This is a genomic window from Paraburkholderia aspalathi, assembly GCF_905220735.1.
In the GTDB taxonomy this organism is placed as follows: domain Bacteria; phylum Pseudomonadota; class Gammaproteobacteria; order Burkholderiales; family Burkholderiaceae; genus Paraburkholderia; species Paraburkholderia aspalathi.
In genome coordinates this window covers 276673-302337 of sequence record NZ_CAJNBA010000005.1, presented here as the reverse complement: position 1 = coordinate 302337, position 25665 = coordinate 276673, and the positions used below count along the sequence as shown (strand labels likewise).

The window sequence follows — 25665 nt, the reverse complement described above, 5'->3', positions numbered from 1 at the left end:
CGCGCGCCGTCGCGCATTATTTGCAGCATGAGATGTGCCGCAGCCAACGGTGACCGCAGGTTACTGCTGGCTGAGCGTCAGGGAAAGCAGCCGCGCAGTGATGTCCACGATGGGGATCACGCGGTTGTAAGCCATGCGGGTCGGCCCGATCACGCCGAGCGTGCCGACAATCTTGCCGTTCACCTCATAAGGCGCGGTGACGACGCTCATTTCCTCGATCGGCACGAGATTCGACTCGCCGCCAATGAAAATCTGCACGCCCGCGGCGTGACTCGACACGTCGAGCAACTGAAGGAGACTGGTCTTTTGGTCGAATACATCGAACAGCTTGCGCAAGCGCGCCATGTCCGACGACAGGTCGGCGACTTCGAGCAGGTTGCGCTCGCCGGAAATCAGCACGGTCTCGCCGGTGTCGGACTCATCCGTGCTGGCCGTGACTGCGGCGTGCATCAGCGTGGTCATGTCGCCGCGCAATTCGTCGATTTCTTCGCGCAGGCGGCGGCGCACGTCGTCGAACGAGAGGCCCGCGAAGTGCGCGTTGATGTAATTGGAGGCTTCCACCAGCTGCGACGGCGAAAAGTCGCGCTGGGTGGCCATGATGCGGTTCTGTACGTCGCCCTCGGGCGTCACGATGATCAGCAGGATGCGCTTGTCCGACAGGCGCATGAATTCGATCTGCTTGAACACGTGGCTGCGGCGCGGCGTGAGCACCACGCCGGCGAACTGCGACAGATTGGACAGCACACTAGCCGCTGCGGCGACGACTTTCTGCGGTTCGCCCGCCTGCAGCGTAGTCTTGACGATACGCATCACCGCTTCTTCGTCCGCGGCGGATTCCACCGTCAGCATGGTGTCGACGAACAGCCGGTAGCCGCGCGGCGTCGGGATCCGGCCCGCCGATGTATGCGGACTGATTACGAGCCCCAGGTCCTCGAGATCGGACATCACGTTGCGGATCGTGGCCGGGCTCAGTTCGAGGCCGGAGTAGCGTGACAACGTGCGCGAGCCGACCGGCTGACCTTCGGCGATGTAGCGCTCGATCAGCGTTTTGAGGAGGGTTTGTGCGCGGGGATCTAGCATGACGGAAAATTTTAGCTCAATGGCGCGGCTACAGCGAGCGCTAACGGCGCCAACCCCTGACTATCGCGCCGCCGGTTGGCGGGGCAGCGCCTGTCATCAATGTTTCACCATTCTAACGATAATCCTCCAATGCGCTGGCAGCCCGTTTGCGCAGGCCCGTCACCGGGTCTGTCTGCGGTTCTTTTCAGGCCCTACCTATGGTGTAATGCCGGCATGCAAGTGACCAGCCAGTTCAAGACCGTCGCGCTCGTCGGGCGCAACAATACGCCGGGCATCGGCGAGCCGCTGACCGCGCTCGCCTCGTGCATCGCGAAGCGCGGCTTCGAGGTCGTATTCGAAGCCGACACCGCCGCCGAAATCGGCGTCACCGACTATCCGGCGCTGCGCCCCGCCGAGATCGGCGCGCGCGCCGACGTTGCCGTGGTGCTAGGCGGCGACGGCACGATGCTGGGCATTGGCCGCCAGCTTGCGCCCTACCGCACGCCGCTGATCGGCATCAACCACGGCCGCCTGGGCTTCATTACCGACATTCCGATCTCCGACATGCGCGAGATCGTGCCGCAAATGCTCTCGGGTAACTTCGAGCGCGAAGAGCGCATGTTGCTCGAGGCGCGCATCATGCGCGACGGCGCCCCGATCTATCACGCGCTTGCCTTCAACGATGTGGTGGTCAACCGCAGCGGTTTCTCGGGGATGGCGGAACTGCATGTCTCGGTGGACGGGCGCTTCATGTACAACCAGCGCTCGGACGGCCTGATCGTCGCCACGCCAACGGGTTCGACCGCCTACGCGTTGTCTTCGCAGGGGCCGATCCTGCATCCGCAACTACAAGGCATCGTGCTGGTGCCGATCGCGCCGCATGCGTTGTCGAACCGGCCAATCGTGCTGCCGGACGACTCGAAGGTGAGCATCCAGATCGTCTCGGGCCGCGAAGTAAACGTCAACTTCGACATGCAGTCGTTCACTTCGCTGGAATTGGGCGACACGATCGAAGTGCGCCGCTCGCGCCATACGGTGCCGATGCTGCATCCGGTCGGTTACAGCCATTTCGCCACGCTGCGCAAGAAACTGCACTGGAACGAATACCCGTCGCACGAAGAAGATACCAAGCCCTGAGCGGTCCCCGAGCGCCGGAATGCCGGACCGCCGGGCTATCGGAACACGAACGCCGCTGCCGAACCCTGAATCTCAAGCTCACCAGACGACCTCCATGCTTCGCCACCTCTCGATACGCGACTTCGTCATCGTCGCCGCGCTCGACCTCGAATTCGACAGCGGCTTTACCGTTTTCTCAGGCGAAACAGGCGCCGGCAAGTCGATCCTGATCGACGCGCTGGCCCTCGCGCTCGGCGCCCGCGCCGAAGCAAGCGTGGTGCGCACCGGCGAGAGCCGCGCCGACATCACCGCGGAATTCGAGACGCATGCGCAAGTCGAGCAATGGCTCGATGAGCAGGCGCTCGGCACGACCGCCGACGACGGCCATCACGGCAGCACCGTCATGCTGCGTCGCGTGGTGGACGCAAATGGCCGCTCGCGCGCGTTCATCAACGGCACGGCGGCGACGCTCGCGCAGTTGCGCGAAGTCGGCGAGATGCTGGTGGACATTCACGGGCAGCATGCGCATCAGTTGCTGATGCGTCCTGACGCGCAGCGCGAACTGTTCGACACCCACGCCGGCCTCACGGAAACCGCGGTAGCTGTCACGCGGGCATGGCGGTCGTGGCGCGACAAGGTGCAGGCCGTGGAGCATGCGCAAACGCGCGACCGCGAGCTGCAACTGGAGCGCGAGCGTCTCGCCTGGCAGCTCACCGAACTGGACAAACTTTCGCCGCAACCGGGCGAATGGGAAGAGGTCAACGCCGAGCACCGGCGCCTGTCGCACTCGGCCAATCTGATCGACGGCGTGCAAGGGGCGCTCGGCGCGCTGTCCGAATCTGACGAAGCGATGATCACGCATCTCGCCTCGATCGTGTCGAAGGTGCGCGACCTCGCCGAGATCGACCCGGCGCTGAACGACGTGCTGGCGGCGCTGGAACCGGCTGAGATCCAGTTGCAGGAAGCGGCCTATTCGCTCAGCCACTACGCGCAGAAACTCGAACTGGATCCCGACCGGCTTGCCCAGGTCGAAAAGCGTCTCGACGCGCTGCACTCGGCCGCACGCAAATTCCGCCTGCGACCCGAGACGCTGCCTGAAGAACACGAAGCACGCCGCGCGCAACTTGCCGCGCTCGACGCCGCCGCCGATCTGGACAGCCTCCACGCAGCCGAAGCCAAAGCCAAAGAAGCCTTCCTCGCCGAAGCGAAAAAGCTCTCGAAGGCGCGCGCGAAGGCTGGCAAGGCTCTAGGTGCAGCGGTAACCACCGGCATGCAGGAACTGTCGATGAAAGGCGGCAGCTTCGATGTGGCGCTGGTGCCGTTGCCGGAAGGTGGCGCGCATGGGCTCGAACAGGTCGAATTCCGCGTCGCAGGTCATGCCGGCGTGCCGTTGCGGCCGCTCGCGAAGGTCGCCTCAGGCGGGGAACTGGCGCGGATCAGCCTCGCTCTCGCGGTCATTGCGAGCGCCGCGAGTCCGACTCCAACCCTGATCTTCGACGAAGTGGATACGGGAATCGGCGGCGGCGTCGCGGAAGTGGTTGGACGCTTGCTGCATCAACTGGGAGAGGCACGTCAGGTGCTGTGCGTCACGCACTTGCCGCAAGTCGCCGCGCGCGGCGACCATCATTTCCAGGTGGCGAAGTCGGGCAACGGCAAGGGCGGCACGGTCAGCAGCGTGACTTCGCTCGATCGCGCGAGCCGCGTCGAAGAAGTCGCGCGCATGCTCGGCGGCCTGGAGATCACCGCCACCACCCGCAAGCACGCGAAGGAAATGCTGGCGGCCTAGGAACGCGGGCTGGAAATCGTCGCGGAGCCTCAGCCGAACACCCGACTCCACAGCTTCAGCACCGCTTCACGCTCCGTCACCACCAGCGCGGGATCGACCCGCGCCTTTTCCATCCCGTCCAGCCGCAGCTGGTGCTGCAACTTCCGATAGGTCCGATACGCCGCCCCGACCGTCTCCGCTTCCGCCTCGCTCATCAAGCCGAAGCGCGACACTTCGCGCAGCAACGCGATATTGCCGGTATTGCGGATCAGTTCAGGATCGCTCGCCGCATGCAGCAACACCCAGTACTGCACGGTGAATTCGATATCGACCATGCCGCCGCGATCGTGCTTCAGGTCGAACAGCGCCGTATGGTTCGGATGCCCTGCCTCGACGCGCTCGCGCATCTCGACGATTTCCTTCGCGAGCGGCGCGGCCTCACGCGGCGTGGTCAGCACCTGTTCGCGAATCTGCTCGAATTTCGCACCGATTTCGGCGTCGCCCGCGCAGTAGCGCGCGCGGCTCAATGCCTGATGCTCCCAAACCCACGCGGTATTCGCGGCGTCGCCTTCACGCAGTTGATAACGGCGGAACGCATCCAGATCGGTGACGAGCAGGCCCGACTCGCCGTTTGGCCGCAACCGCAAGTCGACGTCGAACAAGGTGCCCGCGCCGGTCGCCGTCGTCAGCCAGGTGATGAGGCGGCGGGTGTAAGTGGCGTAGACGTCCGCAGCGGCATCGTCCGGATCGTCGTAGAGGAAGATGACGTCGAGGTCGGACGCGTAGCCGAGCTCCTTGCCGCCCAGCTTGCCGTACGCGATCACCGCAAACTTCGGCACCTCGCGATGGCGTTTGGCCAATTGGTTCCAGACGGCTTCGAGCGTGACGTCGAGCACGGCATCGGCGAGCTCGGACAGGCGGTCGCTCACATGCTCGACGCTCAACTTGCCGGCCAGATCGATCAACAGGATGCGGAACACCTCGGCCTGGTGCGCGTGGCGCAGCAGATCCATCTGTTGCTCGATGCCATCCGCCGCGGCCAGACGCAAGCGCAGCGTGCGCTTGAATTCAGGCCAGTCGAACGGACTGTCCATCGCCTCTTCGTCAAGGAGTTCGTCGAGCAATTGCGGGTGGCGGATCAGGTAGCCGGCGGCCCAGTGTGAACCACCCAGCACCGACAGCACCCGATGCAGCGCCTGCGGATATTCCGTCAACAGCGCAAGGTACGCGCCGCGCCGGCTCACGGCTTCGAGCAAGTCGAAGAAACGCGCCACCGTATCGCCGCGCCGTTCGACCGGCTCCAACGTACGCGCGGCTTCCAGCGCACGCTGCGCGACGATATCGAAGCGCTGGCGGCTACGCTCGGCGAGCCCCGCGTAACGCGACGACTGCCATATCGCACGCAAGCGCGCCAGCAGCTCGTCCGGCTCGGAAACACCCAGTTCGATCAGACGCGCGCGAAGCGCGTCCTCAGCGCTGTCGTCGGCGAGCGCGCTGCTCCAGATCCACACCGCCGCGCCGTCTTCCGGTGCGCCGCAGCCATCGCGGCCGCTCACCTTGTCGGCGAAAATCTGGTCGAACTGCTGTTCGACGAACTCGCGGTGCGCGTCGAGCTTGAGCATCAGCGCGGCATAGTCGTCGCAACCCATGGCTTGCGCGAGCGCCACACGCTCCTCAGGATCGACCGGCATCGCGTGAGTTTGCGCGTCGTTGCGGTATTGCAGACGGTGCTCGAGTTCGCGCAGGAAACGGTAAGCCTGTGAAAGCTTCACGCAGACCGAGGTATCGAGCAGCCCGTGCGTGGCCGCGTGCCGCAAGACTGCGAGCGTCGGTCGAACCCGGAAGCCGGCATCCTGGCCGCCGCGGATCAACTGAAACACCTGAGCGCTGAATTCGATTTCGCGGATGCCGCCGCGGCCCAGCTTGATGTCGTCGGCCTTGTCGGGGCGCATCGAGGCACGCCGCTGCGCTTCCTGGCGAATCTGCAAATGCAGCGCGCGGATTGCGCTGATCACACCAAAGTCGAGATAACGCCGATAGACGAACGGCGTGACGATCGCATCGAGCTGCTTCTGCAGGCGCCGCGCTGCGTCGCTAGCCCCTTCGGACACGAGCCGGCCCTTGATCCACGCATAGCGCTCCCACTCGCGGCCCTGCACGTAGAAATACTCTTCGAGCATGCCGAGGCTGCACACGAGCGGCCCGGAATCGCCGTTCGGCCGCAAGCGCATATCGACCCGGAACACGTAACCGTCGGCGGTCACCTCGGCCAGTGCGCCGATCAGGCGCTTACCCAGTCGCGTAAAAAAGTCCTGCGTCGCAATCGGCGAACGCTGACCGCCCGCGGTCTCACCGTCCTCTTCATAAATGAAGATCAGGTCGATATCCGACGACACGTTCAGCTCACGCCCACCCAGCTTGCCCATCCCGACCACGCCGAGCGCGAGCCGTTCGCCCTGCGGTCCGCGCGGCTCGCCGTAAAGCGTTTCGAGTTCAGCAGACACGACCGCGAGCGCACGCTGGATCGTCGTCTCCGCCAGATCGGTCATCGCGCCGGTGACTTCGGCGACATCCGCCTCGCCCGCCAGGTCACGCTCCATCACGGCGCAAAATACCTCCGTGCGCAATTGGCGTAAGGCCCGTTTGAGTGCATCCTCGCTCAACGGGCCGTCGGCCGCGCCGGCTGCCTCGGCGCACAGTGCGTCAAAGCGCGCGTCGATCCGTTCGCGCGTGAGGGGGGCGGAGGCGAGCGCCACCACCTGCGCCACGATTTGCGGACGGGCCGCCGCGGCACGCGCCGCGTAATGTGAATAGTTGGAACTCAGGAGTGTTGCGTCAGTCATCAAGGGTCTGGCTCGCTCGTTGCTTTATCAGCGTTGTTCAGTTCGCCGCAACACACAGGTCCGGCAGCCTCGCGCAGGTCGCGAGACGGCATGGAGAAAGGGTTTGCCGGAGGTCCGCCGACGCTTTCCCGTGTGTTACATTTCGTCGTTAATTCGCAAAACTACCATACGCCACCCGCCGCAGCATGTCCGAGCGAAACGAATCCGCCGACCCGCACGAAACCAGGCAGGTCCGGCCTGCGAGCGGAAGCGCCCACATGGTGCTGCATCGGACGTCCCATGTAGTGCTGGCGCTCGCACTCGCCTTCTACTTTATCGCGGCGGGTCTGTTTCTCGGTTTGCGTTATGTCCTGCTGCCGCGCGTCGACTCGTTCCGCCCGCGCATCGAAGCCATCGTTTCCGAGAAGCTGCACGCACAGTTCACCATCGGCAAGCTGGCGCCGCACTGGAGCGGCTTTCAGCCAGGCCTCGACGTCACCGATATCGTCATCCGCGACCCGGAAGGCAAAGCGGCCCTAACCATTCCGCACGCCACCGCCGCGCTTTCGTGGAAGTCGCTCTGGCAGTTCCATCCCGCGCTTTCCAGCCTGATCGTCGATCAGCCGGACGTGCTGGTGTCGCGCAGCAGCGACGGCGTGATCTCGGTAGCGGGCGTGCCGGTGCCCACCCGGCACAGCGGCAACGACACCCTGTCCACATGGCTGTTGCGCCAGCAGGCGATCGTGGTGCGCGGCGGCGTGCTGCGCTGGCGAGATGCCGAGCATGACGCACCGGAACTCGCCCTGCGCGACATCCGGATCGCGATTCTCAACGAAGGCTACGATCACCGCCTCGCGTTGCAAGCGCCCGCAGACGGCCATGTCCTGCACGGACCGATCGACTTCCGTACGCATTTCAAACACGCCCGGCTCTCGGCGATCGGCAAGCCGGTCAACTGGGCGGGCCAGGTCTATATGTCGACCGGTCCGGTCGATCTGCCGACCCTCGCGCGCTACATCAACTTCCCAATCGAGATGTTCGCCGGCCGCATCGACAATGCGATCTGGGCCGACTTCGCCGATGGCCGCATGAAGTCGGCGAGCGGGCAACTGGCCGGTGCGGATGTCTCGATGCGGGTCCGCCCGACCCAGCCCAAGCTGGTGGTACCGATCGCCAATTTCTCCTGGGGTCTCGACGTCAACCAGGGCGACTACACGCTGCAACTGAACCACTTGCGCGCCGAGCTCGGCCAGCCGCCGCTCGACGACGGTACGCCGCTCACCCGCACCCTCGCGCTAACCACGCTGCACGGCCGCTATCGGACCGCCTCGCTGCAGCATGGGCAACTCGTCAGCGTCAGCGGCGACCGCGTCGACCTGGGCATCCTCGCCGAATTCAGCCGCGCGTTGCCGTTGCCGCGCCCCCTGCTGAACAACCTGGTGCGCTTCAATCCACGCGGCATGGTGTCGAACTATGTGATCGAGGTCGAACGCGGCAAACCGGAATCGGGCGAAGCGGGCAGCGACCACCGGCCAAGCGGCGCCGAGCCGATCGAGCGCTATCGTTTCAAGGGCGATCTGCAGGGCATCAGCATCGCCGCGCAGGAACCGCCGCCGGGGCTCACCCCGCTGAATCACCCGCGTGCAGGCATTCCCGGCATCGAGAACCTGTGGGGCAGCGTCGATGCAGACGAAAACCACGGCACCGCGACGCTCAACACCTCCAACGTCGCGATTACGTTGCCGGGCGTGTTCGACGACCCGCGCCTGACACTCGACCGCCTGCATGGCCGGGCGGACTGGACCATCACGCCGAAGGCGCCGGGCGAAAATCACCCCGCCTTCACCGTCAAGCTGGCCGACTTCGGTATCTCGAACGCGGACGCCGACGCCACCGCCACCGTCGACTACAGCAACCCCGGCCATGGGCGCGGCTCGCTCAACCTGAAGGCCGACTTCCAGCGCGCACAGGTCACGCGCATCGTCCGTTATCTGCCGACCAGCATCAGCGAAAAGCTGCGCATCTACCTGGGCCATGGGCTGCAAGCCGGCGTCTCGCGCGGCGCGACGATCGAAATCCACGGCGATCTAACCAAATTCCCCTACTCGCGCGCCCCTGAGGCCGGGGTCTTCCATATCGTCGCGCCGTTCAAGGGTGGCAAGTTCGACCCTTCGCCGTACCCGCCGCGCAAGATGAAGAACGGCACGCCGAACGTGTGGCCACCGCTGGATGGCATCGACGGCGTGTTCGAACTCAAAGAAAACTTGCTGCGCTTCGATATCGACCGCGCCCATTACAAGCGGGTCGCTTTGAACAAGGTGAACGGCAAGATCGACGATCTCGGCACCAGGGCTTCCGACCTCATCATCACGGGCAACGGCCGTGGGCCGCTTGCCGACATGCTCGACTACGTCAACGAAAGCTCGCTCGGCATCATGTCCAAACATGCGACCGAGAAAGTGCGCGCCGAAGGGCCCGCAGCGCTGGCGCTCAAGCTGACCGTACCGCGCACGCCGAAGCCGCACATCGCTGTGGAAGGCGCAGTGGGCTTCCAGAACAACCGTTTGACGGTCGATAACGTGCCGCCGTTGTCGCAACTCAACGGTAAAGTCCGTTTCACCGAACATACTGCGCAGGTCGACCGGCTCTCGGGCCAGTTCCTCGGCGGCGATGTCCACGCGAACGGCGGCCTGAAACAGGACGGCACGTACGCACTCGACCTCGGCGGCCATATCGCCGTCGACGCCGCGCGCGGCCTGAACCTGCACGGTCCGGCCGCGCAGGTGCTGACGCGCATGAGCGGCAGCGCGCCCTATGCGCTCAACGTGCACGGCGCCAAGGGGCGCTTGCCGGAAGTCACGGCGAACTCCGATCTGACCGGGCTCGCGCTCGACTTCCCCGCGCCGTTCAACAAGCCAGTCGGCACGCCGATGCCGCTGCACTTCGCTGTCAGCCCGTTCACCAGCGCAAGCGAAGCCGATCTGGAACGAGCCGACCTCACCTTCGGCCCGATCGCCGCCACCTACCTGCTGCGTTACCAGCCGAAAACGCCGCCGACGGTCGTGAGTGGCGCGATCGGCGTCAACAAGCCCGCCGACTTGCCGTCCGAAGGCGTGATCGCCGCCGTCGACGTCGAAGCGTTCGACGCCGATGCCTGGCGCGCGCTCGTCACGCAGATGCGCAACAAGGACGCGCCCACTCCCGCGCCCGCCGCTGCGCCGGCGACGCCGAATCCGACCCTCGCGCAATTCCTGCCGAGCCGCTTCGCGGTGCACGTCGGCACGCTGACACTGCTCAAGCGGCACTGGGACAGCGTGATCGTCGGCGCGTCGCATGCGGACGGCAAATGGCAGGCCAACATCGCGTCGAACCAGGTGTCGGGTCACGTGTCCTGGCTGCCGGGCGCGAACAAGGAATCGCCCGGCACGCTGCAGGCGCGCTTTGCCCGCGTTGTGATCCCCTCGGCCACGGATAAAGACCTGCTCGGCCAGGCCATTTCGGCGCCGGCGCAGAACATGCCGTCGATCGATCTGGTGGTCAATGAGCTGATCGTGCGCGATCGCGACATAGGCCGGCTCGAAGTCGACGCGCACAACTTCGAAGAAGACGGCGTACCGGTCTGGCAGCTCGACAAGCTGGACATCACCAACCCCGCCGCCACGCTGACCGCGACCGCGAACTGGCGCACGTCGACGGGCCTCGGCAATACCGCTGACGAAGTGACGCCGCGCCGTACCGTGTTCGATTTCAAACTCGACATCAAGGACGCCGGCGGGCTGCTGGAGCGCTTCGGCCAGCCGCACACGCTCAAGGCCGGCAACGGCACGCTGTCGGGCAAGGTGGTGTGGCGCGGCGGCCCGACGACCATCGACTATCCAACGCTCAACGGTAATCTCGCCGTCGATCTGCGCCATGGGCAGATTCTCAAGGTCGACCCGGGCGTCGCGAAACTGCTGGGCGTACTCAGCCTGCAAAGCCTCGCACGCTTCGCCACGCTCAATTTCCGCGACGTCATCGGCGAAGGGTTGCCGTTCGAGCGCGTCACAGGCACGGGCGAGATTCACAATGGCATCGGCCGCACCGAGAACTTCGAGATGGTGACGGCGCCGGCGCGCGCCGAAATGAAGGGCTCGGTGGATCTCGCGCAGGAAACCCAGGATCTGCACGTGCAGATTGTGCCGACCGTCAGCGCCGGCGCCGCCGTGATCGCCGCGACCGTGATCAATCCGCTGCTCGGGCTGGGCGCGCTGGTGGCCGATTTGGCGTTCAGCAAATCGGTGTCCACGGCGTTTGCACGCGAGTACGCGATCACCGGTCCGTGGTCGAAACCGCACATCGAGCGGGTGAAGGGCGATCGCGGTAAGATGGACGCTCCGGCTTCGACCGTGGAAGCGCACTGAGCCCGATCCTGTGTTTGATCAGAAGAGCGCCGTGCCGTGCCGCGGTCCCCAGCCAGCCTTGAACGACGTATGCGGCGCCTACGGTTCGCGCCGCCGCCTTGCCGGGAGTTTTTCGAAACGCTCATGAGCGAAACACACGTCTCTTCATCCTCGTCCACCGCTTCGTCCACTGCCTCGCCCGGCGCGGCGTCCTGCGGGTCTTCCGAAAGCGTGTTCCGCGTGGCCGCGCTGCAAATGGTGAGCACGCCAGATCGCGAACGCAACCTGGCCGAAGCGGAGCGCCTGATCGCCGAAGCCGCCGCCGACGGCGCGCAACTCGTCCTGCTGCCCGAATACTTCTGCTTCATGGGCTTCAAGGACACGGACAAGCTCGCCGTGCGCGAGCCCTATCAGGACGGCCCGATCCAACGCTTTCTCGCCGACGCCGCGCGCCGCCACAAGGTGTGGGTGATCGGCGGCACCTTGCCGTTGATGTCGCAGGAACCCGCGCGCGTACTGAACACCACGCTGGTGTTCGACCCACAAGGCAACGAGGCCGCGCGCTACGACAAGATCCATCTGTTCAATTTCGAAAAGGGCGAAGAGTCGTTCGACGAGGCACGCACCATCTGCCCCGGCGGCGAAGTCCGCACCTTCGAGGCGCCGTTCGGCCGGGTCGGCCTGTCGGTCTGCTACGATTTACGCTTTCCGGAGCTGTACCGGCGCATGGGCGACTGCGCGCTGATCGTGGTGCCGTCGGCGTTCACTTACACCACCGGCCGCGCGCATTGGGAGATGCTGCTGCGCGCCCGGGCGGTCGAAAACCAGTGTTACGTGCTGGCCGCCGCGCAAGGCGGCAAACATGAAAACGGCCGCCGGACATGGGGCCACAGCATGCTGATCGACCCGTGGGGCGAAATCGTCGCGGTGCGCGACGAAGGCGCCGGCGTGGTGAGCGGCAATCTCGAGCGTGCGCGCATCGACGAAGTGCGGCAGAGCCTGCCCGCCTGGCGTCACCGCGTGCTGAGCTGCTGACGTATTACCTGACATTGAAAGTGCGGCGCCCATCACTCATATAAGGGTGATAGAAGCGCTAACCGAATCCTTCGTATCGAGCAGAACATACTTCGCATGAACATCATCGAACCCGGTATCCGTAATCTCGCCACCGCCAAGGACATTCTCCTGACGCCCTACGGTCTCGACGAATCCCTGCTCACCCGCACGCTCGCCGAGATCTTCACGCACAAGATCGACTACGCCGACCTGTACTTCCAGTACACGCGCAGCGAAGCGTGGAGTCTCGAAGAAGGCATCGTGAAGTCGGGCAGCTTCAGCATCGACCAGGGTGTCGGCGTGCGCGCCGTGGCAGGCGATCGCACTGCCTTCGCGTATTCGGACGATCTGTCGCCCGAAGCAATTCGTCAGGCGGCGCTCGCCACCCGTTCGATTGCCAAGGCGGGCGGCGGCAAGCAGAAGATCAAAGTGGCCTCGTCGCTGACCGGCATCGCCGGGCGCGATCTGTACTTGCCGTCCGATCCGCTGCACTCGCTCGATGCGACCGCCAAGGTCAAGCTGCTCGAGCGTATCGAACAGATGGCGCGCGGCCGCGATCCGCGCATCCAGCAAGTGATGGCAGGCCTCGCCGGTGAATACGACGTGGTTCTGGTCGCGCGCAGCGACGGCGGCTTTGCGGCCGATATCCGTCCGCTCGTGCGCGTGTCGGTCACGGTGATCGCCGAGCAGAACGGCCGCCGCGAAATCGGCAGCGGCGGCGGCGGTGGCCGCTTCGACTACGGCTATTTCACCGACGAAGTGCTGTCGGGTTATGTCGACGACGCCGTGCATGCGGCGCTCGTGAACCTCGACGCCCGCCCGGCTCCGGCCGGCGCGATGACGGTCGTGCTCGGACCGGGCTGGCCCGGCGTGCTGCTGCACGAAGCGATCGGCCACGGCCTCGAAGGCGACTTCAACCGCAAGGGATCGTCGGCGTTTGCGGGTCGAATCGGCGAGCAGGTTGCGGCCAAGGGCGTGACCGTGGTCGACGACGGCACGCTGCCGAACCGCCGCGGCTCGCTGAACATCGACGACGAAGGCAATCCGACCCAGTGCACGACGCTGATCGAAGACGGCATTCTGAAGGGCTACATCCAGGACACGCTGAATGCACGCCTGATGAAGATGCCGGTCACGGGTAACGCACGCCGCGAATCGTATGCTGCGCTGCCGATGCCGCGCATGACCAACACGTACATGCTCAACGGCGACAAAGACCCGCAGGAAATCATCGCGTCCGTGAAGAACGGTTTGTATGCAGTGAACTTCGGCGGCGGCCAGGTCGACATTACGAATGGCAAGTTCGTGTTCTCGGCCTCCGAGGCGTACATGATCGAAAACGGCAAGGTCACCTACCCGGTCAAGGGCGCGACGCTGATCGGCAGCGGGCCGGAATCGCTCAAATTCGTCAGCATGATCGGCAACGACATGAAGCTCGATTCGGGCGTCGGCGTGTGCGGCAAGGAAGGCCAGAGCGTGCCGGTGGGCGTCGGTCAGCCGACGCTGCGTATCGACAAGATGACGGTCGGCGGCACGGCCTGATTTTGATGTAGACGCATACTTCGTGCATATAACGCTCGAAGTATGCGGATTTACCGCATTTTTACACCCTGCAGCTTGCCAGCCGAGCTTGCACGGGTTATAAAGTCACTCACCCTTTTTGACCAGCGACCCAATTTCGCCATGTCCGCCAAGTTTTACTTTTACTTTTTTTGGCATCTCAGACCGCTGGCGGATCGAGAGGGGTGTTAGTGCACGCAAGACACCCAGAATTCACGAAAACCGCCAGCTAGCCTGGCGGTTTTTTTTTCGCCTCACGCCTTTGAAACTTTTGCCGTTGAAATCTTTTTGATTGTTGTTCGCCGTGGCATCGCTGCCTGATTGCCGTCTGATCGCAGCCTTCATTGCCCGCGCGAACACGCTACGACCGATTCAGGAGAATAAACATGCCCCCGCACAACACCGACGATGTCCGCATCCGCGAATTGAAAGAACTCACGCCGCCCGCTCACCTGATCCGCGAATTCGCTTGCGACGAAACGGTGTCCGACGTGATCTACAACTCGCGCAACGCGATGCATCGCATCCTGCACGGCATGGAAGACCGTCTGATCGTCATCATCGGACCGTGCTCGATCCACGATACGAAGGCGGCGATGGAATACGCCGGGCGTCTCGTCGAACAGCGCAAGCGCTTCGCCGGCGAACTCGAAATCGTGATGCGGGTGTACTTCGAAAAACCGCGTACGACGGTGGGCTGGAAGGGTCTCATCAACGACCCGCATATGGACAACAGCTTCAAGATCAACGACGGCCTGCGCACCGCGCGCGAACTGCTGCTGCGTATCAATGAGCTCGGCCTGCCGGCCGGCACCGAATACCTCGACATGATCAGCCCGCAGTACATCGCCGATCTGATCTCGTGGGGCGCAATCGGCGCGCGCACGACCGAATCGCAAGTGCACCGTGAGCTGGCTTCGGGACTGTCGTGCCCGGTCGGTTTCAAGAACGGCACGGACGGCAACGTCAAGATCGCTGTGGACGCAATCAAGGCCGCGTCGCAGCCGCACCATTTCCTGTCGGTTACCAAGGGCGGCCACTCGGCGATCGTCTCGACCGCCGGCAATGAGGACTGCCACATCATCCTGCGCGGCGGCAAGACGCCGAACTACGACGCGGACAGCGTCAATGCGGCGTGCGCCGACATCGGCAAGGCGGGTCTCGCGGCGCGCTTGATGATCGACGCGAGCCATGCGAACAGCTCGAAGAAGCACGAGAACCAGATTCCGGTGTGCGCGGACATCGGCCGTCAGATTGCTTCGGGTGACGAACGGATTGTCGGCGTGATGGTGGAATCGCATCTGATCGCGGGCCGCCAGGATCTGCAGGAAGGCTGCGCGCTGACCTACGGCCAGAGCATCACCGATGCCTGCATCGGCTGGGACGAAAGCGTCGCCGTGCTGGAAGGTCTCGCCGAAGCCGTCAAGCAACGGCGTGTGACGCGCGGCAGCGGCAACTAAAAAGTCTCTGCGCGACTCTGCGCGATCGCTGTAGTTGATTCATCGAAAACCCGGCTCATGCAGCCGGGTTTTTTGTTAGCCGAACGGACGAATGGTGCTCCGTGCGCCGCCTCTGTACCGTAACAACTCGTTGCCGGGTCGGATACGACTTGACCAGGCTGGGTGTTGCGTATAAGATTTTGTACATGAAAGGCGGTTATGGAGCACGAAAAAGAAATTCGCTGGATGGGTTCCAGCTATCACGATTTACTCGCCTTTCCCGAAGAGCCACGTCGGCGAGCCGGATTTCAGCTTGGCAAGATTCAGGCAGGTCTCGACCCAGACGACTGGAAGCCGTTTGACTCGATCGGCGCTGGAACACGCGAGATTCGCATCAAGGAGGCCGACGGTATTTACCGCGTGATGTATGTCACGAAGTTCGTGGAAGCGCTGTACGTCCTGCATTGCTTCCAGAAGAAGACGCAGAAGCTACCGCCGCAGGATAGAAAGATTGCCGAGATGCGGTACCGCGCCATCATCAATGATAGGAAAACTTAACAAATGACGATCGACACAAAAATCCGTCACGTAACAAAACCCGGCGCAAACCTGTTTCTCGAACTCGGTTTTTCCGCCGAAGAAGCGAAGCGCCTGCACGCCGCTTCGCAGAAACAGATCAACGACACGCGGCTGCTCAAGGAACAACTGATGACCGAGCTGTCCAGCTGGATCGAGCAACATCATCTGAAGCAGGCCGAGGCGGCCGAGATTCTGATGGTGTCGCGTCCGCGCGTGTCAGACGTGGTCAACAAGAAGACCACCAAGTTCACTATCGATACGCTGGTCGAAATGATGAGCCGGATCGGCAAGCCGGTCACACTGGCTGTTGGGTAAGGTGGATGGCGCGGCGCCCTAGCGTGCTTTCGCACGTCGCTTGCCGCGCGCCCTTGTTTTACTGCACCGCGCCTGAACCGAACACTTCGGTGTGAATCCGCGCCACATCCACACCGAGCGAGGCCAACGCCTCGCATTGCGCGCGCATGAACGGCACCGGTCCGCAGATGTAGTAATCCGCATCGGGAACGATCACCTTGTCGGCGATTTTCATGAGGTCGAGGCGGCCTTCGAAATCGTAGTCGATAGCAGCGCGATCACAGGCTTCAATGGCTTCGTAGAACACCGCACGCGTGACGTTGGGATGTGCTGCGACCGTATCGTTCAGCCACTGCCGGAAAGCATGCACGCGGCCATTGCGGCAGGCATGCACGAAGGTCACGCTGCGCTCACTCTGGTCGGCAAGTAACGTGGAGAGCATCGAGGTCATCGGGGTCACGCCCACGCCGCCGCTCATCAGCACCACGGGTGTCCTCTTCTTGCGATCCAGCGTGAAGTCGCCCGCTGGTGCGCTGACATGCACCACCGCGCCCACTTCCACACCGTCGTGCAGGAGGTTCGATACGTGGCCGGGTGCCATATCTTCCCGACCGGCTTCGCGCTTTACCGAGATACGCAGCCAGTTGCCGTTCGGCGCATCCGACAAGCTGTACTGCCGCGGCTGATCGACGCCGAGTTCATCCACGAAACGCTTCACGCTCAGATATTGGCCAGGCTCGAAACCGCAGGCCGGTGAGCCATCGGCGGGCGTCAGATAGAACGACGTGATTTCATCGCTCTCCACTTCCTTGCGTGCAACCTTGAAGGGCCGGAAGCCGCTCCACGCCGCACCTTCGTAAAGCTTGGCCTCTGTGCCGATAAAAATATCCGCGAGCTGCCCGTAAGCGACTTCCCACGCGCCGAGCGTCTCCTGATCGACTGCGTCGCCGAGCACATCAACGATTGCGCCTAACAGGTGGCGTCCCACGATCGGATACTGTTCCGGCCGGATATTCAGACTCACGTGCTTATGCGCGATGCGTGAGACGGTGGGACCAAGGGCGCCGAGGTTATCGATATTGGCGGCATATGCGTATACCGCCTTCGCCAGCGTCTCCGGCTGATTGCCGCTCTTCTGGTGAGTCTGGTTGAACACGTTCTTCAACTCAGGATGGTGCGCGAACATGCGCTTGTAGAAGCGTTTGGTGATGGTCGTGCCGTGCACGGCAAGAACGGGAACGGTGGCTTTGACGCGGGCGATCTGGTCGGCGGTGAGTGCGGTCATAACGACTTCTCCTTAAAGATACATTTACAATACATCTTTAAGGAGAAGCTTTGCCCGGACAGATTGTCACAGGAGCTTAAAGGGACTGAAGCGCCGTGTTAGCCGACGCTACGATCGTGCTGCCACAGCACGTCGCTGCCGCCGTCCGCGCGATTGAGCACCCGCGCGAGCACGAACAGCAGATCGGACAGCCGGTTCACATACTGACGCGGCGCCTCATTGACCGCCTCGCTTTCACCGAGCGCGACGATCGACCGTTCGGCGCGCCGGCACACCGTGCGGCACACGTGCGCAAGTGCGGCTGCGCGCGAGCCGCCGGGCAGAATGAATTCCTTCAATGGCGGCAGGGTGGCGTTGTAATCGGCCAGCCAGTCGTCGAGCTGGCCGAGATGCGTGTCGGTAATCATTGTGTGGCCGGGAATGCAGAGCTCGCCGCCAAGATCGAACAGGTCGTGCTGAATCGCAACCAGCGCCGCCCGCACCGTGTCGGGCAGCGTTTCGCACAGCAACACGCCAAGATTCGAATTGAGTTCATCGACGTCGCCGATTGCGGCAATGCGCGCGCTGTCTTTGCGCACGCGCCGGCCATCGCCGAGGCCGGTGCTGCCGTCGTCGCCCGTACGAGTGGCGATTTTGCTCAAGCGGTTGCCCATGATGTCTCCCATGCATTCATTCAGTAACGATGCGTCTGCGCGGCGGCGGTGAATCCATCCGGCGAACCTGGTAAGCAAGCCACCGGGTTATCCATATTGCGCGCATCGTGAGGTCGCCGCCATTATAGGAGCGGCAGCCGTCCCCAACGCCGGCCCGCGGGTGATCGGCGTAAAATGAAGCACAAGCTGTAGAACAGCTCCGCCCCAATATCAGGAGACATGCGTGAATCATCCCGTGCCGCCGGCCCCGCTACGCCGGCCGTTTCCCGCCGAGTTACTGACTGCCCTCAAAGCCGTTTTCGGCGAACGCGTGTCCACCGCCGAAGCCGTGCGCACCCACCATGGCCGCGACGAATCGCCGTTCGATCCCCAACTGCCCGACGCCGTCGTATTCGCGCGCAATACGGAAGACGTGCAAACCATCGTCAAGCTGTGCGGCCAGTACAACGTACCGATCATCCCCTACGGCAACGGTTCGTCGCTCGAAGGACATCTGCTGGCAGTGCAAGGCGGCGTGTCGATCGATCTGTCGGAAATGAACCGGGTCTTGTCGATCAACGCTGAAGACCTGACCGTCACCGTCGAACCCGGTATTTCGCGCAAGCAGTTGAACGAAGCACTGCGCGACACCGGCCTGTTTTTCCCGATCGACCCGGGTGCTGACGCGAGCATCGGCGGCATGTCGGCCACGCGCGCCTCGGGCACCAACGCCGTGCGCTACGGCACGATGCGCGAAAACGTACTCGGACTGACGGTGGTTCTCGCCGACGGCCGCGTGATCAAGACCGGCACGCGTGCGCGCAAATCGTCGGCGGGTTACGACCTCACGCGTCTGTTTGTCGGCTCGGAAGGCACGCTCGGCGTGATTACCGAAATCACCGTTCGGCTGTATCCGCAACCGGAAGCGGTCTCGGCGGCGGTCTGCACGTTCCCGTCGATGGGCGATGCGGTGCGCGCGGTCATCGAAACGATTCAGATGGGCGTGCCGATTGCACGTGTCGAGTTCGTCGACTCGCTCGCGATCCGCTCGATCAATCGCCATTCGAACCTCACGTTGCGCGAGGCGCCTACGCTGTTCTTCGAATTCCACGGCACCGAAGCCGGCGTGAAAGAGCAAGCCGAACTGGTGCAGGAGCTCGCCGCGCAGAATGCCGGCGAAGGCTTCGAATGGGCAACCCGGCCGGAAGACCGCAGCCGCCTGTGGAACGCGCGCCACAACGCGTATTTCGCGATGCTGCAACTGAAGCCCGGCTGCCGCGCCGTCACGACAGATGTCTGCGTGCCGATCTCGCGCCTGGCGGAATGCGTGATGGAAACCGAGCAGGATCTGAAGACGTCGCCGCTGCCCTGCCCGATCGTCGGCCATGTCGGCGACGGCAACTTCCATGTCGCGATCCTGATCGACCCGAACAAGCCGGAAGAGCTCGTCGAGGCCGAGCGCCTGAACCATCTCATCGTGCAACGCGCGCTGCGCATGGACGGCACCTGCACGGGCGAGCACGGGGTTGGTCTGCATAAGATGAACTTCCTGCTCGAAGAACACGGCGAAGTCGCGGTCGACACGATGCGCTCCATCAAGCACGCACTCGATCCGCATAATCTGATGAACCCGGGCAAGATCTTTTCCTGGGCGGCTTGACGCTTCATCAGCACTCAGCTCAGCTCAGTTGCATCGGCGGCAGCGGCAACGCCTGCTGCCGCACAACGAGGCTTGACCGGGCACGCAGCGTGAAAGACACCAGGAGACAAGTCATATGAACGCACCCGTCGAACTGACGGCCGAAGTTCTCGCCCAGCGCCAGCGCGAAGTCGTGCAGGCGCTGATGGCCGTGCTGCCGAACCATTGTCTGCTGTATCGCGAAGAAGACACCGTTGCCTACGAGTGCGACGGTCTCGCCGCGTACCGGCGTCTGCCGCTCGCGGTCGCCTTGCCCGAGACGGAATCGCAGGTCCAGCGCATCGTGCAGATCTGCCACCGGCTCGACGTGCCGATCGTGCCGCGCGGCGCGGGCACCGGTTTGTCCGGCGGGGCGATGCCGATCCGGCACGGCGTGGTGGTGTCGCTCGCGCGCTTCCGCAAGATCGTCGAAGTCGACTCGTATGCCCGGACCGCGACCGTGCAACCGGGGGTGCGCAATCTGTCGATCTCCGAAGCCGCCGCGCCCTACGGCCTTTACTACGCACCCGATCCGTCGTCGCAGATTGCCTGCACGATCGGTGGCAACGTCTCCGAGAATTCCGGCGGCGTTCACTGCCTCAAGTACGGCCTGACCGTGCATAACGTGCTGCGTGTTCGCGCCGTGACGATGGAAGGCGACATCGTCGAATTCGGTTCGCTCGGGCCTGACGCGCCCGGGCTCGATCTGCTCGCGGTGCTGATAGGCAGCGAAGGCATGTTCGCGATCGTCACCGAAGTCACCGTCAAGCTGATCCCGAAGCCGCAAACGGCGCAGGTCATCATGGCCAGTTTCGACGACGTCGTGAAAGGCGGCAACGCGGTCGCTGGCATCATCGCGGCGGGCATCATTCCGGCCGGTTTGGAGATGATGGACAAACCGGCTACCCGCGCGGTCGAAGAATTCGTCAACGCGGGCTACGACCTCGACGCGGCGGCGATCCTGCTGTGCGAATCGGACGGCACGGCTGAAGAGGTCGCCGACGAAATCGTGCGCATGACCGCGGTGCTGCGCGAACAGGGTGCAACCCGCATCCAGATTTCGCGCTCAGAGAATGAACGGCTGCGCTTCTGGTCCGGGCGCAAGAACGCCTTTCCCGCGGCAGGCCGCATTTCGCCCGACTACTACTGCATGGACGGCACCGTGCCGCGCCGCAGTATCGGACCGCTGCTGGCGCGCATCGAAGTCATGGAGAAGAAATACGGCCTGCGCTGCATCAACGTGTTCCATGCCGGCGACGGCAACATGCACCCGTTGATCCTGTTCAACGGCAACGATATGGACGAGTGGCACCGGGCGGAAGCCTTCGGTTCCGACATTCTCGAAACCTGCGTGGAGCTGGGCGGCACGGTAACCGGCGAGCACGGCGTGGGCATCGAGAAAATCAATTCGATGTGCGTGCAGTTCTCGCCCGAAGAGCGCGACGCATTCCACGCGGTCAAACGCGCCTTTGACGCGCCGGGCTTGCTCAATCCCGACAAGGGCATTCCCACCCGCGCGCGTTGCGCCGAGTACGGCAAGATGCACGTGCGCGGCGGCTTGCTGCCGCATCCGGACTTGCCGCGGTTTTAAGACGGTTGACGACGCTGCCGGCCCAAGACGGGCTCGCAGCGTTGCATGGCGCGGCCGCCGCCCGGCTCCGTGCCGCCCGTCCACATATCGGGACCCCCGCCCACGACCAGCCAGCCTCCCCGCACGCCCGTTCCCCACCGGCACGTCCACAAGTCCCAAGCCCCAAGCGCTTCCCCGCTCCCACCCTGATTACCCGATGCGGGTCCGCTCCGGGTTGCCAGCGCGCCGCCGCCCGGTACAATCAATCGAAACACAACGAAGCAGGACACCATGGAAGAGGACGACATCGTCGCCGTTTGGTCTGAACGCGTGCGTTCAGCCAGCGCCGAAGGGCGCACACTGCGCATCCGTGGCGGCGGCACCAAAGACTGGTACGGTCAGACGCTGGAAGGTGACATCCTCGACACGCGCGCTTATCGCGGCATCATCGCCTACGACCCGGCCGAGCTGGTCATCACGGCGCGCGCGGGCACGCCCCTGCTGGAGATCGAGGCCGCCCTCGCCGAACACCATCAGATGCTCGCCTTCGAGCCGCCGCACTTCGGGCCGCAGGCCACCTTCGGCGGCTGCATCGCGGCGGGCATCGCCGGTCCACGCCGCCCGTCGGCCGGTGCGGCGCGCGACTTCGTGCTGGGTGCGGTCATCATGAACGGCCAGGGCCAGGTCCTGCATTTTGGCGGCCAGGTGGTGAAGAACGTCGCCGGATACGACGTCTCGCGCTTGATGGCGGGTTCGCTGGGCACCCTTGGGCTGATCCTCGAACTGTCGGTCAAGGTCCTGCCGCTACCGCAGGCCGAAACCACGCTCAAATTCGACATGAACGGCACCGATGCGGTCCGCAAGCTCAACGAATGGGGCGGTCGCCCACTGCCGATCACGGCGAGCGCATGGCGTCACGGCACGCTGGCCGTGCGGATGGCCGGCGCGGAAGCCGCGGTCAAAGCGGCGCGCACGGCGCTCGGCGGCGAAGTGGTCGATGCCGTCGAAGCGGAGCGCTTCTGGGCCGGCCTGCGCGAACAGACCGACTCGTTCTTTGCGGCCATCCCGCCGAAGGCCGCGCTCTGGCGCCTCGCGCTGCCGTCCATCACCGAGCCGATGCAATTGCCCGGCGCGCAACTGATGGAATGGGGCGGCGGCCAGCGCTGGTGGATCACCGACACCGACGCGCAAACCGTGCGTATCAGCGCCAAACAGGCCGGCGGCCACGCCACCATCTTTCGTAGCGGCTACGGCTACGACCGCAACGCCGGAGTCTTCACACCGCTGCCCGCACCGCTGATGAAAATTCATCGCGGCCTGAAAACCGCCTTCGACCCGGCCCGCATCTTCAATCGCGGCCGCCTCTACCCCGACTTCTGAGCGACGCGATGCAAACCAACCTCGCGGACTTCATTCGCAATACACCCGATGGCGACGAAGCCGACGCCATCCTGCGCAATTGCGTGCATTGCGGCTTCTGCACCGCGACCTGCCCGACCTATCAGATACTCGGCGACGAACTCGACGGACCACGCGGCCGCATCTATCTGATCAAGCAGATGGTGGAAGGCGCGGCGGTGACGCGCAGCACCCAGGTTCACCTGGACCGCTGCCTCACTTGCCGCAACTGCGAGACAACTTGCCCTTCCGGTGTGCAATACGGCAGGCTGGTCGAGATCGGCCGCAAGATCACCGAGGAAAAGGTCACACGCCCGTTCGGCCAGCGGATGGTGCGCCGGCTGCTTGCGAGCTTCGTGCCGAACAGCGCACTGTTCACGCCGACCATGCGAATCGGTCAGCATATCCGCCCGCTCCTGCCGAAGAAACTGCGCGACAAGGTGCCCGCGCGCCAGCGTCCGCTCGAATGGCCGACCGCGAAACATCCGCGCAAGATGTTGATGCTCGCGGGCTGCGTGCAACCGTCGATGATGCCGAACGTCAATGTCGCGACGGCACGGGTGCTCGATGCGCTCGGCGTGGAAACCTTGATCGCGCCCGAAGCAGGCTGCTGCGGTGCGATCCGTCTGCATCTGGGCTACAACGACGAAGCGCTCGACGACCTGCGCGCCAACATCGACGCGTGGTGGCCTTATATCGAACAAGGTGTGGAAGCGATCGTAATGAACGCGTCCGGCTGCGGCGCAACGGTCAAGGAATACGGGCATCTGCTGCGCAACGACCCTGCGTATGCGGAGAAGGCGCGCCGCGTGACCGAACTGACGCGCGACGTCGCGGAGATCCTGCCGGAGTTCGAAGAAGCGCTCGTCGCCGTGACGCGCCGCCGGGCGATCCATACGGTGGCGTTCCATCCGCCATGCACGTTGCAGCATGGTCAGCAGGTGCGCGGCAAGGTCGAACATTTGCTGACGGCGCTCGGCGTGGAAGTGCGCCTGCCCGCCGACAATCATCTCTGCTGCGGTTCGGCCGGGACCTATTCGCTGACCCAGCCCAAGCTCTCGTACGCGCTGCGCGACCAGAAGCTCGAGCGGCTGCAGGCGCAGGAGCCGCAGGTGATCGTGTCGGCCAACGTCGGCTGCATTGCGCATCTGCAAAGCGGCACGTCTACGCCGGTTGCGCATTGGATCGAACTGGTGGAGCACATGCTGTCCGCCTAAGGCGATCGATTTTGACAATAAGCACGGCACGTGGCTTGCGGTACATCACCGCAAGCGCGTCCGCCTGTCCCGCGGCGGCATAAAGCGGCACGACATGGCGGCGTCCGTATAATTCGATCATCGCCTTTCGCCAGACTTCCGGTTCCGCTCCATGCCCGATCTGATTCACAACCTCGAAGCGGTGCAGCAGCGCATCGCCCTCGCCGCGCAGGTAGCCGGACGCGACCCGCGTTCGATCACCCTTCTCGCGGTCTCGAAGACGTTTCCCGCCGAAGACGTACGCGCCGCCTACGCAGCCGGCCAACGGGCGTTCGGTGAGAACTACGTGCAGGAATCCATCACCAAGATCGAAGCGCTGGCCGATCTGCGGGCCGCGCTCGAATGGCATTTCATCGGACCCTTGCAATCGAACAAGACGCGCCCGGTTGCCGAGAATTTCGACTGGGTGCATTCGGTCGACCGCCTGAAAATCGCACAACGGCTGTCTGAGCAGCGTCCAGACAACCTGCCGCCCTTAAACGTCTGCCTGCAGGTCAACATTAGCGGCGAAGCGTCGAAAAGCGGTGCGAGCATTCCCGAGGCCGTCGAAGTCGCACAGGCAATCGCTGCACTGCCAAAGCTGAATCTGCGCGGCCTGATGGCGATTCCGGAGCCGGCCGGCAGCATCGAAGAACAGCGCGTGCCGCACCGGCAACTGCGTGAACTGTTCGAGCGTCTGCGTAACGACGGCCTCGAACTCGATACGCTCTCGATGGGCATGTCGAGCGACCTCGAAGCCGCCGTGCTGGAAGGCGCGACGATCGTGCGCGTCGGCACCGCGATCTTCGGCGCGCGCGATTACTCTCACTGACCGTTTCAGACCTTCCCTTCTCGACACCTCTCCGCACTTCTTTCGGAACATCATGAAAATTGCTTTTATCGGCGGTGGCAATATGGCCGCCGCGTTGATCGGCGGTCTCATCAAGCGCGGCGTCGCGCCCACTGACCTGTACGCAATCGACCCCAACGAAGACGCGCGCAAACGCAACGAGCAGCAATTCGGCGTCAAGACCGGCGCCGCCGCGGACGCTGCGCTCGCGTCGTACGACGCCGTCGTGCTGGCGGTGAAGCCGCAGATCCTGAAGAGTGTCGCCCAGGCACTGGCGCCGCATCTGACAGCGTCGCAACTAGCGATCAGCATCGTCGCGGGCATTCGCATGGACGACATGTCTCGCTGGCTGAACGGCCACGCGCGCATCGTGCGCGTGATGCCGAATACGCCGGCGCTGATCGGCATGGGCGTCACGGGCCTCGTGGCGACCGGCAGTGTCGACGAAGCCGGCCGCGCGCTCGCGTCGCAGGTGCTGGGCGCAGTTGGCGAAACCGTCTGGTTCGACGACGAAGCGAAGATCGACGCCGTCACCGCGATTTCGGGCAGCGGTCCTGCTTACGTGTTTTATTTCATCGAGGCGCTGCAGGAAGCCGCGCGCCAGCTCGGTATGGATGAAGCGCAAGGCCGCGCGCTGGCGGTCGCGACCTTCACCGGCGCGGCACAATTGGCCGCGAACTCGGACGAGCCGCCGAGCCTGTTGCGCGAACGGGTGACGTCGAAGGGCGGCACCACGGCGGCCGCGCTGGCCTCGTTCGACGCGAGCGGGATCAAGGATGCGATCGTCCGCGGCGCGCTTGCCGCCAATGCGCGCGCCAAGGAAATGGGCGACGAGTTCGGCAAGCTGTAAGGGCGATCAGCTGGCAATTGCCAGCACGACGGCAGGAAAGTAGAAAGTACGCCCAAGGACGCTGCGCCTCGAACTCATCCGAGGCGGCGTCCGCGGCG

General features: G+C 64.0%; 18 protein-coding genes. 14 read left to right on the top strand and 4 right to left on the bottom strand.

The genetic code is table 11. The annotated features are described in order from the left end of the window. Positions 1–60: 60 nt before the first annotated feature. Positions 61–1080 (bottom strand): heat-inducible transcriptional repressor HrcA, encoded by a 1020-nt coding sequence (gene hrcA, locus KHO30_RS27970; RefSeq protein WP_054040981.1) that lies wholly within the window; start codon positions 1078–1080, stop codon positions 61–63. A 213-nt stretch (positions 1081–1293) separates the two neighbouring features. Between hrcA and KHO30_RS27965 the strand changes: the two genes are divergently transcribed. Continuing rightward, the gene (locus KHO30_RS27965) at positions 1294–2196 is read left to right on the top strand and encodes an NAD kinase (protein WP_093644643.1); all 903 of its coding nucleotides are present in this window, start codon (positions 1294–1296) and stop codon (positions 2194–2196) included. Positions 2197–2290: 94 nt separating this feature from the next. Continuing rightward, positions 2291–3961 carry a DNA repair protein RecN gene (gene recN, locus KHO30_RS27960; RefSeq protein WP_211702948.1) on the top strand — a complete coding sequence of 557 codons (1671 nt, stop codon included), beginning with the start codon at positions 2291–2293 and terminating at the stop codon, positions 3959–3961. A 29-nt stretch (positions 3962–3990) separates the two neighbouring features. On the opposite strand, the gene glnE is transcribed toward recN, so the two are convergent. Beyond that, complete coding sequence (gene glnE, locus KHO30_RS27955) at positions 3991–6783, bottom strand: bifunctional [glutamate--ammonia ligase]-adenylyl-L-tyrosine phosphorylase/[glutamate--ammonia-ligase] adenylyltransferase (protein WP_211702947.1); 2793 nt, start codon at positions 6781–6783, stop codon at positions 3991–3993. 185 nt (positions 6784–6968) lie between these two features. On the opposite strand from glnE, the gene KHO30_RS27950 reads away from it, so the two are divergent. The 6 genes from KHO30_RS27950 (at position 6969) to KHO30_RS27925 (ending at position 16090) form a co-directional block, all read left to right on the top strand. Then, on the top strand, positions 6969–11162 hold the full coding sequence (locus tag KHO30_RS27950; RefSeq protein ID WP_211702946.1) for a YhdP family protein: 4194 nt from the start codon (positions 6969–6971) through the stop codon (positions 11160–11162). A gap of 123 nt (positions 11163–11285) precedes the next feature. Further along, positions 11286–12176 carry a carbon-nitrogen hydrolase family protein gene (locus KHO30_RS27945; protein ID WP_211702945.1) on the top strand — a complete coding sequence of 297 codons (891 nt, stop codon included), beginning with the start codon at positions 11286–11288 and terminating at the stop codon, positions 12174–12176. A gap of 96 nt (positions 12177–12272) precedes the next feature. Continuing rightward, the gene (gene tldD / locus KHO30_RS27940; RefSeq protein ID WP_054037784.1) at positions 12273–13739 is read left to right on the top strand and encodes a metalloprotease TldD; all 1467 of its coding nucleotides are present in this window, start codon (positions 12273–12275) and stop codon (positions 13737–13739) included. A gap of 404 nt (positions 13740–14143) precedes the next feature. Next, positions 14144–15217 (top strand): 3-deoxy-7-phosphoheptulonate synthase AroG, encoded by a 1074-nt coding sequence (gene aroG, locus KHO30_RS27935; RefSeq protein WP_093644635.1) that lies wholly within the window; start codon positions 14144–14146, stop codon positions 15215–15217. 198 nt (positions 15218–15415) lie between these two features. Further along, on the top strand, positions 15416–15754 hold the full coding sequence (locus KHO30_RS27930; protein WP_054037780.1) for a type II toxin-antitoxin system RelE/ParE family toxin: 339 nt from the start codon (positions 15416–15418) through the stop codon (positions 15752–15754). A gap of 3 nt (positions 15755–15757) precedes the next feature. Beyond that, the gene (locus tag KHO30_RS27925) at positions 15758–16090 is read left to right on the top strand and encodes a helix-turn-helix domain-containing protein (protein WP_063494819.1); all 333 of its coding nucleotides are present in this window, start codon (positions 15758–15760) and stop codon (positions 16088–16090) included. A 58-nt stretch (positions 16091–16148) separates the two neighbouring features. Here the strand turns inward: KHO30_RS27925 and hmpA are convergent, their stop codons facing one another. After that, positions 16149–17354, bottom strand: coding sequence for an NO-inducible flavohemoprotein (hmpA, locus tag KHO30_RS27920; RefSeq protein WP_200651172.1), 1206 nt, complete (start codon positions 17352–17354; stop codon positions 16149–16151). Between the two features lie 98 nt (positions 17355–17452). Then, a complete protein-coding gene (locus KHO30_RS27915; protein ID WP_093644725.1) occupies positions 17453–18007 on the bottom strand; it encodes a cob(I)yrinic acid a,c-diamide adenosyltransferase in 555 nt (184 codons plus the stop codon). Positions 18008–18230: 223 nt separating this feature from the next. Here KHO30_RS27915 and KHO30_RS27910 point away from each other — a divergent pair, with 223 nt between their 5' ends. The 6 genes from KHO30_RS27910 (at position 18231) to proC (ending at position 25567) form a co-directional block, all read left to right on the top strand. Next, positions 18231–19646, top strand: a complete 1416-nt coding sequence (locus KHO30_RS27910; RefSeq protein WP_093644631.1) for an FAD-linked oxidase C-terminal domain-containing protein — start codon at positions 18231–18233, stop codon at positions 19644–19646. Between the two features lie 115 nt (positions 19647–19761). After that, positions 19762–21255, top strand: a complete 1494-nt coding sequence (locus KHO30_RS27905; RefSeq protein ID WP_093644629.1) for an FAD-linked oxidase C-terminal domain-containing protein — start codon at positions 19762–19764, stop codon at positions 21253–21255. Positions 21256–21525: 270 nt separating this feature from the next. Further along, on the top strand, positions 21526–22614 hold the full coding sequence (gene glcE / locus KHO30_RS27900; protein ID WP_093644627.1) for a glycolate oxidase subunit GlcE: 1089 nt from the start codon (positions 21526–21528) through the stop codon (positions 22612–22614). An 8-nt stretch (positions 22615–22622) separates the two neighbouring features. Next, complete coding sequence (gene glcF / locus KHO30_RS27895; protein ID WP_093644625.1) at positions 22623–23849, top strand: glycolate oxidase subunit GlcF; 1227 nt, start codon at positions 22623–22625, stop codon at positions 23847–23849. A gap of 151 nt (positions 23850–24000) precedes the next feature. Then, the gene (locus tag KHO30_RS27890) at positions 24001–24699 is read left to right on the top strand and encodes a YggS family pyridoxal phosphate-dependent enzyme (protein ID WP_093644623.1); all 699 of its coding nucleotides are present in this window, start codon (positions 24001–24003) and stop codon (positions 24697–24699) included. Between the two features lie 52 nt (positions 24700–24751). Further along, the gene (proC, locus tag KHO30_RS27885; protein ID WP_211702944.1) at positions 24752–25567 is read left to right on the top strand and encodes a pyrroline-5-carboxylate reductase; all 816 of its coding nucleotides are present in this window, start codon (positions 24752–24754) and stop codon (positions 25565–25567) included. The last annotated feature ends 98 nt before the right edge of the window (positions 25568–25665 follow it).